We start from the raw sequence: 18,154 nt of genomic DNA, 5'->3' as shown, positions 1-18,154 counted from the left end.
GTGCGGTACGATGCGCCGGTCAGCGGGCGGCCAGCCTGGCGCGGACGATGCGGGTGGCCGCCACCATGTTCTTCAGGCTCGGCCAGGTCTCCTCGTTGCCGCGGGTCTTGAGTCCGCAGTCGGGATTGATCCACAGCTTGCTGGCGTCCACCTTGGTCAGGATCTCGTCGATGCGCTCCTCGATCTCGTCGACCGAGGGGATGCGCGGGGAATGGATGTCGTAGACGCCCGGGCCTGTCTCGGTTTCGAAATGCGCGTCATGGATGGCGTCCAACACCACCAGGTCGGCGCGCGAGGCCTCGAAGGAGATCACGTCGGCGTCCATCGCGTCGATGTCGCGGATGATGTCGTTGAACTCCGAGTAGCACATGTGGGTGTGGATCTGCGTGGTCGGCTGCACGGCCGCGTGCACGAGCCGGAACGCGGGAATCGCCCAGTCCAGGTACTTCTTGTGCCAATCGGACTTGCGCAGCGGCAGTTTCTCGCGCAACGCGGCCTCGTCGATCTGGATGACGCGGATGCCGGCGTTCTCCAGATCGAGCACCTCGTCGCGGATCGCCAACGCCAGCTGCCTGGTCTGCAGTTCGTTGGAGATGTCCTCGCGCGGCCACGACCAGTTGAGGATCGTCACCGGTCCGGTGAGCATGCCCTTGACTACATGGTCTGTGCGGCTCTGCGCGTACGAGCTCCAGGCCACGGTGATCGGCTCGCGGCGCGAGACGTCGCCCCAGACGATCGGCGGCTTGACGCAGCGCGTGCCATAGGACTGCACCCAGGCGTTCTTGGTGAACAGGAACCCATTGAGTCGCTGGCCGAAGTATTCGACCATATCGTTACGTTCGAACTCGCCGTGAACCAGCACGTCGAGTCCGATCTGCTCCTGCCAGGCAATGACCTGGTCGATCTGCGAGCGGATGAACGCGTCGTAATCCTCACGGGTCAGCTCGCCCTTGCGCAGACGGGCGCGGGCGGCACGCACCTCGGCGGTCTGCGGGAACGAGCCGATCGTGGTCGTCGGCAGCAGCGGCAGACGCAACGCCTCGCGCTGCAGACGCTGGCGCTCGGCGCGGGCGGGCCGGCGGGTCGCATCCTCATCGGTCAGCGCGGCCAAACGGTCGGCCACGGCCCGATCGGGCTCGACACGTGTGCCGTCGAACAGCGCCTGGTTGTCGCGTAGCACTTCGGACGCCTTCTTCGCATCCTCGTCGGCGTCGGACAGGTCGGCGACCGCACGCAGCTCGCCGAGCTTCTCCACCGCAAACGCGAAATGACGGCGCACCTCATCACCCAGGCCATCCTCGCCGGCGGTGCTGAACGGCACGTGCAGCAGCGAGCAGGCGGTGGCCACGGCCACATTCGGCGTGACCTGCCGCAGCGCGTCGACCAGCCCCAGGCTCGCCGCGTAGTCGTTGCGCCAGATGTTGCGGCCGTTGATGACCCCGGCGAACAGCGTGGTCGACTCCCCCACGCCGTAACGGCCGACGGCCTCCAGATTCTCGTCCCGGCCCTCGATCAGATCCAGTCCGATGCCGTCGAAGCCCAGCAGGCTCACGGTCTCGTACACGTCGGCGATATGGCCGAAATACGTGTTAAGCAGCACCTTGACGCCGCCGGTGCGGGCGGGCAGGATCTTGGCGTACAGCGTCTTGAACAGCTCGACGTCGCCGTCCTCCTTGTCCAGCACCAGATACGGCTCGTCGAACTGGACCCAAGTGGCGCCGAGCGCGGCGAAGCGGGTCAGGATCTCGGCGTAGACGGCGGCCACGGCGTTGACCAGACCCTTGTCGAGCTCCAGCGGCTCGGCCTTGGCGTTGCGCGCGAGCTTCAGGAACGTGTAGGGGCCCACGAGCACCGGCTTGGTGTGGATGCCGAGCGCCTTGGCCTCCTCGAACTCGTCGAACGGCTTGGTGCCGTTGAGATGGATGTCGGTGGCGCTGTCGATCTCCGGTACCAGGTAGTGGTAGTTGGTGGTGAACCACTTCTTCATCGGCAGGGCCGTCACGTCGCCCTTGGGTCCCTGGTAGCCGCGGGCCATCGCGAACAGCGTGTCCTCGGGGTTCTCGAAGGCCAGACGGTCGTAGCGCTGCGGGATCACGTTGAGCAGGATGGCGGTGTCCAGCACCTGATCGTAATAGCTGAAGTCGTTGCTCGGAATCAGGTCGATGCCGGCCTCGGCCTGCAGCCGCCAATGGCGCTCGCGCAGCTCCTTGGCGGTGGCGCGCACCTGATCCAGACCGTGCTTGCCTTTCCAATAACCCTCGATGGCCTTCTTCAATTCGCGGTCGCCGCCGATGCGGGGAAAGCCGGAAACCGAAGTGAGTGTGGACATGATGCCTCCTGACCGTTGTCGATGGCGCCTGCGTGTTCGGTTCCCAGGTGTTCCCGAAGCGTTGCGCGCCTGATGCGTTCGCTATCGTGTTGCGGTCAGCCTATCAGACAACCCCGGGATATAAGGCATCAGCTCAATTTGAGTGTCGTTATAAATTGTGTTTATATGCTAATCCACTGCCCTCGTTGCGCCCCTCGAACCGGACTCTGATGCATTGTGACTCTGATGCATGTCGTTAAAACGTTGGAATTTCAACGATTTTGAAAATACGCCCGTGGCCGGAATGTGTCAGAGTCGCGAATCAGTCGAAGTCCTTGGGGGTGAGGACGGCCAGGAGGCGGCCGGTGCGGATTTGCCAGCGCTCGAACGGCTCGTCGGAGCCGAAGATCACCACGCCGGCGGTCGACAGACCCAGGTTCAGCAGGTCCAACAACGACGGATCGGAATCCTCGGAGGCCAACCACTGGCAGCTGATCGACACCGTGGGCTCGTGGCCGAGCACCATCAGCACCCGATGCTTGTCCTTGGTTTGCGCGATCTCATCGAATACAGCCTGCACGCCGCTCTCGTACAGACTTTGGCGGTAATCCACCGCGGGATGGTCGCCGAAGGTCTTGAGCATGCGCTCGCAGGTCTGCAGCGCGCGGGCCGCGCCCGAACAGGCGATGCGGTCGGGCACAAGGTCAAGCTCCACAAGACCCTTGGCCACGGTCTTGGCCTGCTTGAGCCCCTTATCGGTCAGGTTCCGGTCACGATCGCTGGCTTTGCCGAGGGATTCGGCCTTGGCATGGCGCATCACGATGAGGATATGCCGGTAATCCTTGGCCGCCTTGGCCACCTTCTTCAGTTTCATGCCCATGTCATGCTCCTCGCGCCCATGTGTCTTTAGTTCCCATTGTCGCAGAGTCCGGGCTTCGGCTTGCCTGAACGACGCCGAAGGCGGAAACTACGTAGATTGATCGTCATGCGGATTCAGCGCCATCCGACGACCCGGGCCGTTCGAGGGCGGCAACCTGGATATCCAAGTCCCGAAGCACCTTGCGCAGCTTGCGGTCGGAGATATCGCGCAACTCAAGATCCTCCAGCTGGGCGGCGCGCTCCTCGGCGGTCAGCTCGTCGATGTCGCTGGTCGTGTCCTTGGTCGGACGGTCGCGCTTCTTCAACGCCTGGAATCCCTCCGCCATCGCGCGTGAGATCACCAGGAACCCGGTGTGGCCGATCATCTGATGATCCGGACGCACGGCCAGCCCCTGCACCTTCCAGTTGCGTTCCAATGTCTCCTGCACGTCCGGCTCGGTCCATACGCCGGATTCACGCAGGGCCTCGGCGAGCCGGCTCAGCTGGGTGGTGGTGGTGACGTAGCAGATCAGCACGCCACCCGGGGCAATCACGCGATACGCCTGTTCGAGCCGGTTCCACGGGTCGAGCATATCCAGCATGATGCGGTCGAAGGAATGTTCCGGCAACGTGGCGGCCACCGAATCGAAGTCGCCGGTCAGCAGGTTCCACCACTGCGGCCGGGACCCGTAGTACACGGTGGCGTTCGCCTCGGCCACGCGGGCGAACTCGCCGCGCATCTCGATGGTGGTCAGATGCCCGGTCTCCCCCACGGCGTCCAGCAGGTTGATGCTCATCGCGCCGGATCCGGCCCCGGATTCAAGCACGGTCATGCCGGAGCGGATGTCGCCGAGCTGGATGACATGGGCGATGTCCTTCGGATACATGATCTGCGCGCCGCGCGGCATGGAGAGTACGTAGTCGGCCAGACGCGGGCGCATGACGGCGAACTGCCAGCCGCCGATGGCGCGCGTGCCCTTCCACGGTTTGCCGGCGTCGCGTTCGGGGTGCTGCACGTTGACCTGCGCCTCACGCTTGGCGCTGACGGTCACGGTCACGCTGCCTTCGGGCCGTCCGATCACCTCGTCATGCAGGATCAGGCCGTGTTCGGTCTGCGTGGTGCCGCCCGGCACCAGCTGGTCGGTGATCTTCTTGCCCCGGCGGTCGGTGAACTGCACCTTCTCGCCCGCCTGCAGCGGCCCTCTGCGCATGCGCGTCCTTTCCTCGTGTCCGATTCCTCACCCGAGCATACCGTCCGGGGCGGAATCGGCCCGCACATGCCGCATCCGGCGATGTTCCACACGCGATGAACATCGGAAACGTCTTGGAAGCCGCCTTCGTGCCCGGTTAGCATGCATTCAATATGGGAATCATCGGTTCAGTTGGGAACTGAACCGGGTATAAGCGGGCCCGGACACGCCATCATGCGGCATATCCGGGCCTGAATCGTTCAACGGTTTCCAACTGAAGACGAGAATCGCCTACGGAAGGAATCAGTCCTCCTCGATGTTGTCGCCGTTCGTGAACTGCGCCTGATACAGGTTCGCGTAGGCGCCGCCCTTGGCGAGCAGCTCCTCGTGGCGTCCCTGTTCCACGATCGAACCGTGGTTGACCACCAGGATCAGGTCGGCGTCACGGATCGTGGACAGGCGGTGGGCGATCACGAAGCTGGTGCGGCCCTCACGCAGATGGTTCATCGCCTGCTGGACCAGCACCTCGGTGCGGGTGTCGACCGAGCTGGTGGCCTCGTCCAGGATCAGGATGTCCGGGTCGGAGAGGAACGCGCGGCAGATGGTCATCAACTGGCGTTCGCCCTGGCTCATCTCCGCGGTTTCATCCTTGAGCTCGGTGTCGTACCCGTCGGGCAGACGGCGCACGAACTCATCCACATGGCAGGCCTTGGCACCTTCGATCATGCGTTCCTCGCTGATGGTTTCGCCCTCGCGGACACCATAGAGCAGGTTCTCGCGAATCGTGCCGTCGAACAGCCAGGTGTCCTGCAGGACCATGCCGAAGTGCCGGCGCAGGTCGTGCCGGGTCATGTCACGGGTGTCCACGCCGTCGATCGTGATTGAGCCGCCCTGGATCTCATAGAACCGCATGAGCAGGTTGACCAGCGTGGTCTTGCCGGCGCCGGTCGGGCCGACAATGGCGATCGTCTGGCCGGGCTTGGCCTCCAACGACAAGTCCTCGATCAGTGGCTCGGCCGGATCATAGCTGAACTTGACGTGGTCGAAGCGCACCAGGCCCTTGACGTCCTCAATATCCCGTGTGTGCTCGCGTTCGGCCACCTCCTCGGGCTCGTCCAGGAACTCGAAGATGCGTTCGGCCGAAGCCAGGGAGCTCTGCAGGATCGTGGCCATCGAGCTCAACTGGCCGAGCGGCTGGGAGAGCTGGCGCGAATACTGGGAGAACGCCTGCAGGTCGCCCAGCGTCATCGTGCCGGAGAGCACCTTGAGTCCGCCGACGACCACCACGATCACGAAGTTCAGGTTGCCGAAGAACTGCGTGACCGGCATGTTGATGCCGGCGATCAACGTGGCCATGAACGAGCTATCATACAGCTCGCGGTTGCGGCGGTCGAACTCGTCGATCGTCTCGTCCTCCTGTCCGTAGGCGCGGATCACCATATGACCGGAGAACATTTCCTCCACCTGGCTGTTGACCTTGCCGGTGGCATCCCACTGCCGGATGTAGTACGGCTGCGACTTGCGGATGATGAAGTACGCGGCCGCCAGCAGGAACGGGATCACGATCAGCGAGATGAGCAGCAGCAGCGGCGAGATCGTGATCATCATGATCACGGTGCCGATGATCGAGAACAGGGCGAAGATGAACTCGCCCAGCACCTGCTGGAGCGACTGGCCGATGTTGTCGATGTCGTTGGTGGTGCGGCTCATCACCTCGCCGCGGGGCACGCGGTCGAAGTAGCTCAGCGGCAGATGATCGAGCTTGGCCTCGATCTGCTGGCGCATGCGGTAGACCGCGTTGGAGACCAGGCGGGTCAGCGTCCAGCCCTGGATCCAGCGCAGCGTGACGGTGCAGAGGAACACGCAGGCGGTGATTCCCAGAATCGCCGCCACCTTGCCGAAGTCCACGCCTTGGCCGGGGTGGATGTCCATCGAGGAGACCATATCCACCATGCTGCCCTGGCCGTTAGCCTCAAGGGCCGCGATGGCCTGCTCCTTGGTGGCGCCGGCGGGCAGCATCTTGGAGATCACGCCTTCGAACAGCACGTTCGTGGCCTGTCCCATGATCTTCGGCCCCAGCACCATGGTGGTGGTGGCCAGGCCACAGGCGATGATGACAATCGCCACGCGCAGCTTGTCGGCCAGGATGTACTTCACCAGACGCTTGAGCGTGTGGCTGCGCGGCTTCGTGGTCGTCGGAGCCGTGGTGGTTGCGTTGCCGCGTCCATGTCCGGGCATCAGTCCACCTCCTCGTTCTTCAGCTGCGAATCCGCGATTTCACGGTACGTCTCGCAGTCCTGCATCAGTTCCTCATGCCGGCCCTTGCCGACGATACGACCGTTCTCCATGACGATGATCTGGTCGGCGTCCATGACCGTGGAGATGCGCTGGGCCACGATGATGACCGAGGTATGCTCCGTGATCGGCTTCAACGCGTCACGCAGCGCGCGGTCGGTGGCGAAATCGAGCGCCGAGAACGAGTCGTCGAAGGTGAAGATCTTCGGATCGCGCATGATGGCGCGCGCGATGCACAGACGCTGGCGCTGGCCACCGGAGAAGTTCGTGCCGCCCTGGGCCACCGGCGCGTCCAGGCCCTCCGGATTCTCCCGGATGAAGCCGTCCGACTGGGCGATTTCCAGCGCCTTCCACATCTTGGCCTCGTCGGCGTTACGGTCGCCGAACTTCAAGTTGCTGGCCACGGTGCCGGTAAACAGCAGGGCCTTCTGCGGCACGGTGCCGAACAGCGCGGCCAGCTCGTGCGGATCGTATTCGCGCACATCGTGCCCGTCGACCAGGATCTGGCCGTCGGTCGCATCGAACATGCGCTGGGCCAGGCGGATGATCGTGGACTTGCCTGAGCCGGTCGAGCCGATGATCGCCAGGGTCCTGCCCGGTTCGAGCGTGAAGCTCACGTCATCGAGCACCGGTTCCTCGGCACCCGGGTAACGGAAGGAGACATGACGGAATTCGACGACGCCCTTCGGGTCGGTCGGATGATACGGGTGTTCGGGCGCGGTGATCGACGAGGTCGTGTCGCACACCTCGTTGATGCGCTTGGCCGACACCATCGCGCGCGGGATCATGACCGACATCATCGCGGCCATCATCAGGCTCATCAGGATCATCATCAGATACTGGATGAACGCCTGCAGGCTGCCGATCTCCATGCCGCCGGCGTCGATGCGTTTGCCGCCAAACCACATGATCGAGATGTTCGACAGGTTCATGATGAACATCATCAGAGGCATCATCAGGCTCATGAGCCGGCCGACGCCGACCATGGTCTGACGCAGCTGGGAGTTGCCCTTCTCGAAGCGCTCCGCCTCGGTGGCCTCACGGGTGAACGCGCGGATCACGCGCACGCCGGTGATCTGCTCGCGCACGATGCGGTTGAGGTTGTCAAGCCGGTCCTGCAGCTGGCCGAACAGCGGGCGCATGCGGCCCATCAGCAGCATGGCCACGATGAAGATCACCGGGATGATGACCACCAGCAGCCAGGTGAGCGTGGCATCCTGCTTGATGGCCAGGATGATGCCTCCCAGGAACATGATCGGCGCCTGCAGGATGACGGCGAAGCCCTGGTAGAACATCATCTGCACCTGCAGCACATCGTTGGTGGCGCGGGTGATCAGCGAGCCGGCGGAGAAACGCTCCACCTCCTGCAGCGAGAAGCCCTCCACCGCCTTGAAGTAGTCGCGGCGGACCTCATAGCCCAGGCGCATCGCCAACCGGGACGAGAAGTACGTGGCCACAATGGCCGCGGCGACCTGCAACAGGCTGAAGCCCAGCATGATCGCGCCGTAGCGGTAGATCTCCGAGCTGGAGCCCGAGGCGACGCCCTTGTTGATGATGTCGGCGTTCAGATTCGGCAGGTAGAGTGCCAGCAGCGCCTGCGCGATCTGGAAGACCATCAGCGCCAGCACCTGCCACTTATACGCTTTGAGATAGTGCGTCATGATGCGGAACATGCGTCATTCAACTCCTTTCCTTACGTCGTATCGTCCAGTGAATCGAGACCAGACTACACACACGCAAGGAAATATCTTTCACCGTAAGCTATATTGCAATGTCCACTCCGGAATCAGCTGAGGACACGCGGCGCTGTGCCACTGGACTCTGACACATTGCGCCATATCCCGTGCGGCGTCACCTATGGGTTAGCGAATTCGCTCCCGGCCGTCAGCGTGCGAACGCGGACCAGCGGCCGTTGGTGTGCGTCACCTCCAGCGGCAGGCCGAACACGGCCGTCAGCCGTTCCGAGGTGAACCCGTGCTCCAGGTCGCCGGTGTACACAATGGTGCCGGGCGAGGGATTGTTGCCCGCCACGTTCGCCTTGTAGGCGTCGGCCTCGTCGCCGCTCATGCGTCCCATGACGGCCACATGGTCGAAGCCGGTCGGAATCTCCTCCAGACGGTGCGTGACCAGCAGCACGGTGCGCTCGGTGTCCTCGGCGCCGATGCGGCTCAACGCCCGCAGCGCCAGCTCGCGGCCGCCCAGGTCCAGACCCGTGGTCGGCTCGTCGAGGATCAGCAGGTCCGGGTCGGCCATCAGCGCACGGCAGATCAGCACGCGCGTGCGCTCCCCTTCCGAGAGTTTGAACATCTGCTTGCCTTCCAGATAGGCGATGCCAAACTCCTCCATCAGCCCGCGCGCCTTGGCGAAATCCTCCGCCGTGTAGGCGTCGCGCCAGCGCCCCGTGGTGGCGGTCAGGGCGGTCACCACCGCGTCCAGCGGGTCCTCGTTCGGCGGGAACGCCCGGGCCAGTTCGGCCGAACTCAAGCCGATGCGGTTGCGGTAGGAGAACACGTCCACCTTGCCCAACCGGTTGCCGAGGATGTCCACGGTGCCCGAGGACGGGAATCCGCGCGTGCTCATCATCTGCACCAGGCTGGATTTGCCGATGCCGTTGGGGCCGAACAGCACCCATTTCTCGCCACGACGGATCTCCAGATTCACATCCGCCAGAATCACACGGCGTTGACGACGGAACTCCACCTGCGAAAGCTTCAATGCGATCTCGTTATCGGTCATAGGTTCACTGTACGCCCGGGAATCAGGGCATGGCGGCCGATAGCCAGCATAAGGACGAAAAAAGAGGTTCGCACTACCTCAAGGTTCAGATTTGCCATGGCGGAAAACCGCCACTCTGTTTCTGAACCTTGAGGTAGTGCGAACCTCAGTCAGCGATCACTCGCCGAGGATCTTCTTGTAGACCTCGATGGTGGCGTCGGCGATCGACTCCCAGCTGAACTTGTCGCGGGCGCGCGCGTAGCCGGCCTCGCCCATCTTCTTGGCGAGCTCCGGGTCGCGCATGATCCTGTTGATCGCGTCGGCCATGTCGTGCACGAACTTGTCCGGGTTGGTGGGGGTGCCGGTGCCGTCGTGCAGCTGGTCGATCGGGACCAGGTAGCCGGTCTCGCCGTCCACCACGACCTCCGGGATGCCGCCCGTGGCGCTGGCCACCACCGGCAGGCCGCAGGCCATGGCCTCCAGGTTCACGATGCCCAGCGGCTCGTAGATCGAGGGGCAGATGAACGCGTCGCAGCCGTGTTCGAGGGCGTTGAGCTCCGGCTTGGGGAGCATCTCCTCGATCCAGATGATGTTGCCGCGCTCCTCGTCCAGCTTGGCGAAGGCGGACTTGACCTCCTCCATGATCTCCGGGGTGTCCGGGGCTCCCGCCGCCAGCACGACCTGCACGTCCTTGTCCACGAAGTGCAGCGCCTGCAGCAGGTACGGCAGGCCCTTCTGGCGGGTGATGCGGCCAACGAACAGCAGCGTCGGCTTGCTGCGGTCGATGTGGTAGCGGTCGAACACACCCCAAGCCGGATCGTCATCGGCCGGGGTGGCGAAGTCGTCCATCGTGATGCCGTTGTAGACCACGTGCACCTTGTCCGGATCGACGTTCGGGTAGGCGGCCAGGATGTCCTCCTTCATGCCGCCGGAGACTGCGATGATGCCGTCGGCGTGCTCATAGGCGTCCCTCTCGGCCCAGGAGCTCAGGTTGTAGCCGCCGCCGAGCTGCTCGCGCTTCCACGGGCGGAACGGCTCCAAGCTGTGCGCGGTGATGACCAGCGGGATCTCGTGCAGCTGCTGGGCCAGACGGCCGGCCAGGCAGGCGTACCAGGTGTGGGCGTGGATGATGTCGGCGTCGACGTCGTTGGCGATCTGCAGATCCACGCCGAACGTCTTGATCGCGCCGTTCGCGTCCTTGAGCTCGGCCGGGGTGTCATAGCCGACGACCGTCAGGCTGCCCTTGGGATCGCTGCCGGGGATGGCCGGCACATCGGCCTCCGTGCGCGGGCCGTCGAACGCGCGCACGGTCACGTCGATGCGTTCGGCCAGGACCTTGCTCAGCTCCTCGGCGTGCACGCCGGCGCCGCCATAGACCTTGGGCGGATACTCACGGGTCAGGATATCGACCTTCATTGGTCACCTCTCTGTAGAAAATGGACTCTGCCACTGTCTACTGTATGACATCCGCACACAAAAAACGCACAACATACCGCCCATGTTGCGACAAGTTGTGCGCCGTTGTCGACAATCCGCGCGCCCATGCCGCAACACGCCCCGCACCGCATTTTAAGATTTCGGTGTTTACATGAGCATATGGCTGAAGATTATGCAATTTACCGTCTGTATATCGACGGCGTTCCGTTTGAGTTCCATTCCGCCGATTCCGCGACGAAGACGTACGCGGACCTGTGCGACATCGTCGCCAAGACCCATTCCGACCGCAAGACGCGGCATTTCTCGTTCTCGACCTCGTCGCATCCGACCGAAGGCCGTTCGATCGACGTGCTGGTGACCTCATCGACCCACGTCATGCTGGACGCGCCGTTGGGTTGGTGACGTATAACGCAGATCGCCTCCGACGAACTCACAGGAGACGTTCGTCGGAGGCGATCGGAGATGTCAAGAACGGTTGTCGCCGTATCACACGGCGGTGCCGTTGGCGTCCAGATTCGGGTTGTGCTTCGAATCACCCGCGGTGAAGAACAGGCTGAGCACGCCGACCGCGAAGACCACGGCCACGCCGCCCACCAGCCAGATTGGCTTGGTCGGCAGCCACATGACCACCACGAATGCGATCGCCGCGATGACGATCAGCGCCCAGCTCAGCACGCGGAACCACTGGCGCACCGAATGCGGCGCCTTGACGAGCTTCGGGTTGCGCAACGCGATATCCGTATCGGCCGTCATCTCCGGCGTCTCGAACGAGGCGGTCGGCTTCCACTCACCGTCCGTGCCCTCCTGCAGACGGATCGACTTCTGCTGCAGCGCGTACTCGTCGATCATCCCGGAACGGCCACGACCCCGGGTCTGGTCGTACTGCTGCGGGATGCCCCTGCGGTTGCGCTTCTCCTGCGCGCGGCGTTCTGCACGGTTCGGCATGCTCACTCCTTCATGATGCGAACGGATTCACTGCAAGCTACTGTACAACAGCAACCGCCGAAATAGACAGATTGTTGACGGTTCAGGGCTCCGCACCCATGCCGGTGGGCAGGATGCCGGCGTGGGCAGTGAATCCGACGTCCGCTCGGTAGTTTCCAGACCCGAACAGGCGACTCGGCTGCCGCGGACCCACGGCAGCCGTTAACGGATGTTCCGCCCCTACCGCGGCAACGCCATCGGCCGACGCGAGGCGGCGATCGGCGCGGGCAGCTCGGTGTCGCCTGTCAGGTAGCGGTCCACGGCGGCGGCGCAGGAGCGTCCTTCGGCGATGGCCCAGACCACCAGGCTCTGGCCGCGGCCCGCGTCGCCGCAGGCGAAGACGCCGTCCTGTGACGTGGCGTACGAGTCGTCACGCGCCACATTGCCGCGCCCGTCCAGCTCGACCGGCAGCTGCTCGCTCAGCGTCGTCGTGTCCGGATGCAGGAAGCCGACCGAGATCAGCACCAGGTCGGCGGGCAGCACGCGTTCGGTGCCCGGCTGACGGGTGAACGGCCCGTCCTCCCCCGGTGCGACGTTGACGACCTTGAGCCCGGTCACATGGCCGTGCCCGTCGGCCACGAATCCGGCGGCCGTGGCCGAATGCTCGACACGGACTTCGGTTTGGCCTTCCCCCGCCTCGTTGTCGTCGGAACCGATGAAGTTCACCGAATCCGTGTTGTACAGGTACTCGCCGCCCTCCTCCATCGAACTGGTCTTCTGATACAGGCGTGCGTAAGTGGGCCACGGCTGGTTGCTGGGGCGTTCGGTCGGCTCCTTGGGCATGATCTGCAACACGGTCACGCTCTTGGCGCCCTGGCGGATCGCGGTGCCCAGGCAGTCGGAGCCGGTGTCGCCGCCGCCGATCACAATGACGTCCTTGCCTTCGGCGGTGATGTCGTGGACCGGCTCCACGCCGTAGACACGGCGGGTCGCATCCGGCAGGTACTCCATCGCGAAGTGGATGCCGTCGAGCTCGCGCCCCGGCAGGTTCATGTCGCGCGGCACGGTGGAGCCGATCGCCACCACCACTGCGTCGTACCGCGAGCGCAGCTCGTCCCAGGAGATGTCCTTGCCGACCTCCACTCCGGTGCGGAATCGGGTGCCTTCGGCCTCCATCTGCTCCACGCGCCGGTCGATCAGCCGCTTGTCGAGCTTGAAGTTGGGGATGCCGTAGCGCATCAGGCCGCCGATCGCGTCGTCACGCTCGTAGACCACGACGGTATGCCCGGCGCGGGTCAGTTGCTGCGCGCAGGCGAGTCCCGCCGGGCCGGAACCGACGACGGCCACGGTCATGTCGGTCAGGCGGTGCGGCGGCATCGGCTTGACCAGTTCCAGATCCCAAGCCTGGTCGATGATCGTGCACTCGTCGTTGCGGATCATCGTGGCCGGTTCGTGGATGCCCAGCACGCACGCCGCCTCGCACAGCGCCGGGCAGATGCGTCCGGTGACCTCGGGGAAGTTGTTCGTGGAGGACAATCGATGGTAGGCGTCCTCCCACTTGCCTTGCCAGACCAGATCGTTGAACTCGGGGATGAGATTGCCCAGCGGGCAGCCGGTCATGCAGAACGGGGTGCCGCAGTCCATGCAGCGCGACGCCTGCTCGCGCGTCCACGGTTGCAAGCCGGATTCGGCGTGCACGTCCATCCAGTCGCGGATGCGCTCCTCGACGGTGCGTTCGGCCGGTTCGCGGCGGGTACGTACTTTAAGGAATCCTCTGGGGTCCGCCATGTCAGCGCGCTCCTTCCATCACCTGCTCGTACACCTGTTCCCAGACGCCGGGCTCGTTGAAATCGATATGCTCGTCTTCGGCGCGGCGCATCGCCGCGGTCATCGCCACATACTGCCTGGGCACCACATGCGTGAACCGGACGGCCGAGGCGTCCCAGTCCTCCAGCAACGCGGCGGCGAACGCCGAGCCGGTCTCCTCGGCGTGACGCTTGACCAGGTCGCGCACCTTCGCGGATGTCGCCCCGTCCAGCGGTTCGAACAGCAGCGACCCGTGTTCGACGGCCTCGGGGTTGACCTTGGACGTATCCAGGTCGAGCACGAACGCGTCGCCGCCGGAGAAGCCGGCGCCGAAGTTGCGTCCGGTGGGACCCAGTACTACGACGGTGCCGCCGGTCATGTACTCGCAGCCGTGGTCGCCCACGCCCTCGACCACGAACGTGGCGCCGCCGTTGCGCACCGCGAAGCGTTCGCCGGCCTTGCCGCCGACGAACATCTCGCCGGAGGTGGCGCCGAAACCGGTCACGTTGCCGGCGATCACGTTCGTATGCGGGTCGAACGTCACGCCTTCCTCGGGCCGGACGACCATGCGTCCGCCGGACAGGCCCTTGCCGGCGTAGTCGTTGACCTCGCCGACCACACGCAGGGTCTCGCCGCGCGGGATGAACGCGCCGATGGACTGGCCGCCGGAGCCGCGCAGGGTCATGTCGATCGTGTCGTCGGGCAGACCTTCCGCGCCGTAGCGGCGGGTGATCTCGTAGCCGACCATCGTGCCGAGCGTGCGGTTGACGTTGCGGATCGGAATGTCGATGCGCACGGGCTCACGGCGTTCCAGCGCGGGTTCGGCCAGTCGGATCAGCTCATTGTCCAGCGCCTTGTCGAGCTCATGGTTCTGTTCGATGGTCTTGTGCAGGATCGTGCCGGGGACCGGGCCGGGCTGCATCAGCACGTTCGTCAAGTCCACGCCGTCCGCCTTCCAGCGGCTGACCGCCTCGTCCTGATCCAGGCACTCCACGTGGCCCACGGCCTCCTCAAGCGTGCGGAAGCCGAGCTGGGCCAGCAGTTCGCGCACCTCTTCGGCGATGAACATGAAGAAGTTGACCACATGCTCGGGCTTGCCGGTGAACCGGGCGCGCAGCTCCGGATCCTGCGTGGCGATGCCCTGCGGGCAGGTGTTCTTCTGGCAGGCGCGCATCATCACGCAGCCCTCCACGATCAGCGCCGCGGTGGCGAAGCCGAACTCCTCGGCGCCCAGCAGGGTGGCGATCACCACGTCGCGGCCGGTTTTCAGCTCGCCGTCGCACTGCACGGTCACGCGGGAGCGCAGACCGTTGAGGATCAGCGTCTGCTGGGTTTCGGACAGGCCGATCTCCCACGGGGTGCCGGCGTGCTTGATCGCGTTGAGCGGGGCCGCGCCGGTGCCGCCGTCGTAGCCGGAGATCAGCACCACGTCGGCATGGCATTTGGCCACACCGGCCGCGATCGTGCCGACGCCGAACTCGGAGACGAGCTTGACGTGGATGCGGGCCTTCGGATTGGCCATCTTCGCGTCGTTGATCAGCTGCTTCAGGTCCTCGATCGAATAGATGTCATGGTGCGGCGGCGGGGAGATCAGCTCCACGCCGGGCGTGGAATGACGCACCTTGGCGATCCACGGCGGCACCTTGGCGCCCGGCAGGTGGCCGCCCTCGCCCGGCTTGGCGCCTTGGGCGAGCTTGATCTGCAGGTCGGTGGCGTGCACCAGGTAGTCGCTGGTCACGCCGAAGCGCGCGGAGGCGATCTGCTTGATGCGGCTGACGCGCAGCGGGTCGTTGATCCGGTCGTCGGATTCGCCGCCCTCGCCGGAGTTGGAGCGCGCGCCGATCATGTTCATCGCGATGGCGAGCGTCTCGTGCGCCTCCTGCGAGATCGAGCCGTAGCTCATCGCGCCGGTGGAGAAGCGCTTGACGATCTCGCTGGCCGGCTCGACCTCGTCGATCGGGATCGGCTGGCGGGTCGGCTTGAACGTCATCAGGCCGCGCAGCGTCATCAGACGGTTCGACGTGTCGTTGACATGCGCCGAATACCGCTTGAACATGCCGTAGTCGCCGCGCTGCGTGGACTGCTGGAGCAGGAAGATGGCCTCCGGGTCGTTCAGGTGGTTCTCGCCGGTGCGCCGCCACTTGTAGTCGCCGCCGGTGGGCAGCTCGTCATGCGCGGTGACGGTCCACTGGTTCGGATACGCCACGCGGTGGCGGCGGGCCACCTCCTCGGCGATCTCGTCCAGTCCGATGCCGCCGACCTGCGAGGTGGTGCCGGTGAAATACCGGTCGATGACGGTCTTGTTCAGGCCGACCGCCTCGAACAGCTGGGCGCCGCGGTAGCTCATGATCGTGGAGACGCCCATCTTGCTCATGATCTTGAGCACGCCGATCGACAGGGCGTGCGTCACGTTCGTCACGGCCGTGGCCGCATCGACCTTGAGATAGCCTCGGCGGGCCTGGTCCTCCACGGTCTCGAACGCCAGGTACGGGTTCACGCAGGCGGCGCCGTAGGCGATCAGCAGCGCGACATGGTGGATCTCGCGCACGTCGCCGGCCTCCACGGCCAGCGAGACCTGGGTGCGCGTGTGCCGGCGCAGCAGATGATGCTGGACCGCGGAGGTGAGCAGCAGCGACGGGATCGGTGCCCACGTGTGGTCCGAGCCGCGGTCGGAGAGCACGATGAAGTTCGCGCCGTCGGCGATCGCCCGGTCGATGTCGGCGAAGATCTCGTCGAGCCGCGATTCGAGCGCGGGGCCGCCGCCGGCGACCTGATACAGGCCCTTGACGACGAACGGCCGGTAGTAGCCGTCGAGGATGGCGGCGCGGTCGAGCCGCTTGAGCTGCGCCATCTCCTCGGAGTTGATGACCGGCAGCGGGATCAGGATCTTCTTGGCGTGCAGCTCGGTGTCCTCCAGCAGGTTCGGCTCGGGGCCGATCGCCGATTCCAGACAGGTGACGATCCGTTCGCGCTCCCAGTCGAGCGGCGGGTTGGTGACCTGCGCGAACTTCTGCGTGAAGTAGTCGAACAGCATGCGGCTGCGGTCGGAGAGCACGGCCATCGGCGTATCGTTGCCCATCGAGCCGAGCGGCTCCTTGCCGGTGTCCGCCATGGGGTTGAGGATCAGCTTGATGTCCTCCTCGGTGTAGCCGAAGGCGCGCTGGCGGCGGAGCACCGATTCGTAGGAGTGGTTGACGTGTTCGCGGGCGGGCAGTTCGTTCATGTGCACGCTGTTGCCCTCCACCCACTGCCGGTACGGGTGCTGCGCGGCGAGCGCGTGCTTGATCTCGTCGTCCGGCACGATGCGGCCTTCGGCGGTGTCCACAAGGAACATCCGCCCCGGTTCCAGACGCCCTTTGGCGCTCACGTGTTCGGCGGCCACGTCGGGCAGCACGCCGGCTTCGGAGGCGAGCACGACCAGACCGGTGTCGTCCAGCTGCCAGCGGCCCGGGCGGAAGCCGTTGCGGTCGAGCAGCGCGCCGACCTGCGTGCCGTCGGTGAAGATGATGTGCGCCGGACCGTCCCACGGTTCGATCAGCGTGTTGTTGTACTCGTAGAAGGCGCGCACGTCGGGGTCGAGCGTGTCGTCGTTCTCCCAGGCGGGCGGCAGCATCATCAGGATGGCGTGCGGCAGGCTGCGGCCGGCCAGATGCAACAGTTCGAGACACTCGTCGAAGGTGCCGGAATCCGAGTATCCGGGCGTGGCGATCGGCAGCAGCGGTTCGAATTCACCGAGCAACTTACTGCTCAGACGGCCTTCACGCGCCTGCAGCCAGTTGCGGTTGCCCTGGATGGTGTTGATCTCGCCGTTGTGGGCCAGCAGGCGGAAGGGCTGGGCCAGCGGCCAGCTGGGGAACGTGTTGGTGGAGAAACGCGAGTGCACGATGGCCACGCGCGCCGCCATCCGCTCGTCGTTGAGGTCCGGGAAGAACCCGGTCAGCTGCATGGTGGTCAGCATGCCCTTGTAGGTGATGGTCCGGCCGGACAGCGAGGCGAAGTACACGCCCACCTCGTGCTCCACGCGCTTGCGGATGCGGAACGCCTTGCGTTCCAAATCCAGCCCGCCCAGGGAGCCGTCCGGGGAGGCGACAACCAACGTGACGAATGCGGGCATCGAGGCCAGCGCCTGCAATCCCAGCCCGTTCGGATCGGTGGGTACGGTACGCCAGGCGAGCGGTTCCAGCCCCTCCTCGCGCACGATGGCGGCGATGGCTTGCTGCTGGCGGCCGCATGCGGCGGTGTCCCGGTCCAGGAACGCGATGCCCGCCGCGTAATGGCCCGGTTCCGGCAGCGGCGCGTCGACCACGGCCCGCATGAACGCGTCGGGCATGCCCATCAGGATGCCCGCGCCGTCGCCGGTGTTCTCCTCGGCGCCCACCGCGCCGCGGTGGTCCAGGTTCCTCAGCACCTCGATGGCCTTGTCGATGACGCGCCGCTCCGGCCGACGGTTCATCGTGGCCACCATGCCGACGCCGCAGGCGTCGTGTTCCGCGGCGGGGTCGTAGAGCCCCTCCTTGCATCGGACGGTCAGATCTAGCGGAGCATGCAACGTCACTTGGATCACCTTTCTTGCGTTACGGACAGGATACGACCCGCAGGCCACAAATGTCCGCACAATGAG

At 65.0% G+C, this 18,154-nt stretch carries 11 protein-coding genes; 1 reads left to right on the top strand and 10 read right to left on the bottom strand.

All coding sequences use genetic code 11. The features are described from left to right. Nucleotides 1-19: 19 nt before the first annotated feature. From metE to glgA, 7 genes are all read right to left on the bottom strand, one after another. A complete protein-coding gene (metE, locus tag OU11_RS03930) occupies nucleotides 20-2,329 on the bottom strand; it encodes a 5-methyltetrahydropteroyltriglutamate--homocysteine S-methyltransferase (protein WP_033514609.1) in 2,310 nt (769 codons plus the stop codon). Nucleotides 2,330-2,630: 301 nt separating this feature from the next. After that, entirely contained in the window at nucleotides 2,631-3,188 is a 558-nt protein-coding gene (locus OU11_RS03925; protein ID WP_033514608.1) for a SixA phosphatase family protein, read from the bottom strand. Nucleotides 3,189-3,291: 103 nt separating this feature from the next. Continuing rightward, the gene (locus OU11_RS03920) at nucleotides 3,292-4,377 is read right to left on the bottom strand and encodes a tRNA (adenine-N1)-methyltransferase (RefSeq protein WP_033514607.1); all 1,086 of its coding nucleotides are present in this window, start codon (nucleotides 4,375-4,377) and stop codon (nucleotides 3,292-3,294) included. A 282-nt stretch (nucleotides 4,378-4,659) separates the two neighbouring features. After that, nucleotides 4,660-6,594, bottom strand: a complete 1,935-nt coding sequence (locus OU11_RS03915; protein ID WP_033514606.1) for an ABC transporter ATP-binding protein — start codon at nucleotides 6,592-6,594, stop codon at nucleotides 4,660-4,662. Continuing rightward, nucleotides 6,594-8,324 carry an ABC transporter ATP-binding protein gene (locus OU11_RS03910; protein ID WP_033514605.1) on the bottom strand — a complete coding sequence of 577 codons (1,731 nt, stop codon included), beginning with the start codon at nucleotides 8,322-8,324 and terminating at the stop codon, nucleotides 6,594-6,596. The genes OU11_RS03915 and OU11_RS03910 overlap by 1 nt, the downstream gene beginning before the upstream one ends. A gap of 211 nt (nucleotides 8,325-8,535) precedes the next feature. Next, nucleotides 8,536-9,387, bottom strand: a complete 852-nt coding sequence (locus tag OU11_RS03905) for an ABC transporter ATP-binding protein (protein WP_033514604.1) — start codon at nucleotides 9,385-9,387, stop codon at nucleotides 8,536-8,538. A gap of 156 nt (nucleotides 9,388-9,543) precedes the next feature. Next, on the bottom strand, nucleotides 9,544-10,782 hold the full coding sequence (gene glgA / locus OU11_RS03900; protein WP_033514603.1) for a glycogen synthase: 1,239 nt from the start codon (nucleotides 10,780-10,782) through the stop codon (nucleotides 9,544-9,546). 180 nt (nucleotides 10,783-10,962) lie between these two features. Between glgA and OU11_RS03895 the strand changes: the two genes are divergently transcribed. Continuing rightward, nucleotides 10,963-11,205 (top strand): hypothetical protein, encoded by a 243-nt coding sequence (locus OU11_RS03895; protein ID WP_033514602.1) that lies wholly within the window; start codon nucleotides 10,963-10,965, stop codon nucleotides 11,203-11,205. A gap of 84 nt (nucleotides 11,206-11,289) precedes the next feature. Here OU11_RS03895 and OU11_RS03890 read toward each other — a convergent pair whose 3' ends face one another. The 3 genes from OU11_RS03890 to gltB form a co-directional block, all read right to left on the bottom strand. Further along, nucleotides 11,290-11,748 carry a hypothetical protein gene (locus tag OU11_RS03890; protein WP_033514601.1) on the bottom strand — a complete coding sequence of 153 codons (459 nt, stop codon included), beginning with the start codon at nucleotides 11,746-11,748 and terminating at the stop codon, nucleotides 11,290-11,292. A 219-nt stretch (nucleotides 11,749-11,967) separates the two neighbouring features. Continuing rightward, nucleotides 11,968-13,515: a glutamate synthase subunit beta gene (locus OU11_RS03885; RefSeq protein ID WP_033514600.1), complete on the bottom strand. Its 1,548-nt coding sequence runs from the start codon at nucleotides 13,513-13,515 to the stop codon at nucleotides 11,968-11,970. Nucleotide 13,516: 1 nt separating this feature from the next. After that, entirely contained in the window at nucleotides 13,517-18,088 is a 4,572-nt protein-coding gene (gene gltB / locus OU11_RS03880; protein ID WP_033514599.1) for a glutamate synthase large subunit, read from the bottom strand. Nucleotides 18,089-18,154: the final 66 nt, after the last annotated feature.

Source organism: Bifidobacterium pullorum DSM 20433 (assembly GCF_000771405.1).
Classification (GTDB): domain Bacteria; phylum Actinomycetota; class Actinomycetes; order Actinomycetales; family Bifidobacteriaceae; genus Bifidobacterium; species Bifidobacterium pullorum.
The sequence above is the reverse complement of the archived record's forward strand: the minus strand, read 5'-3'. Positions and strand labels throughout refer to the sequence as shown.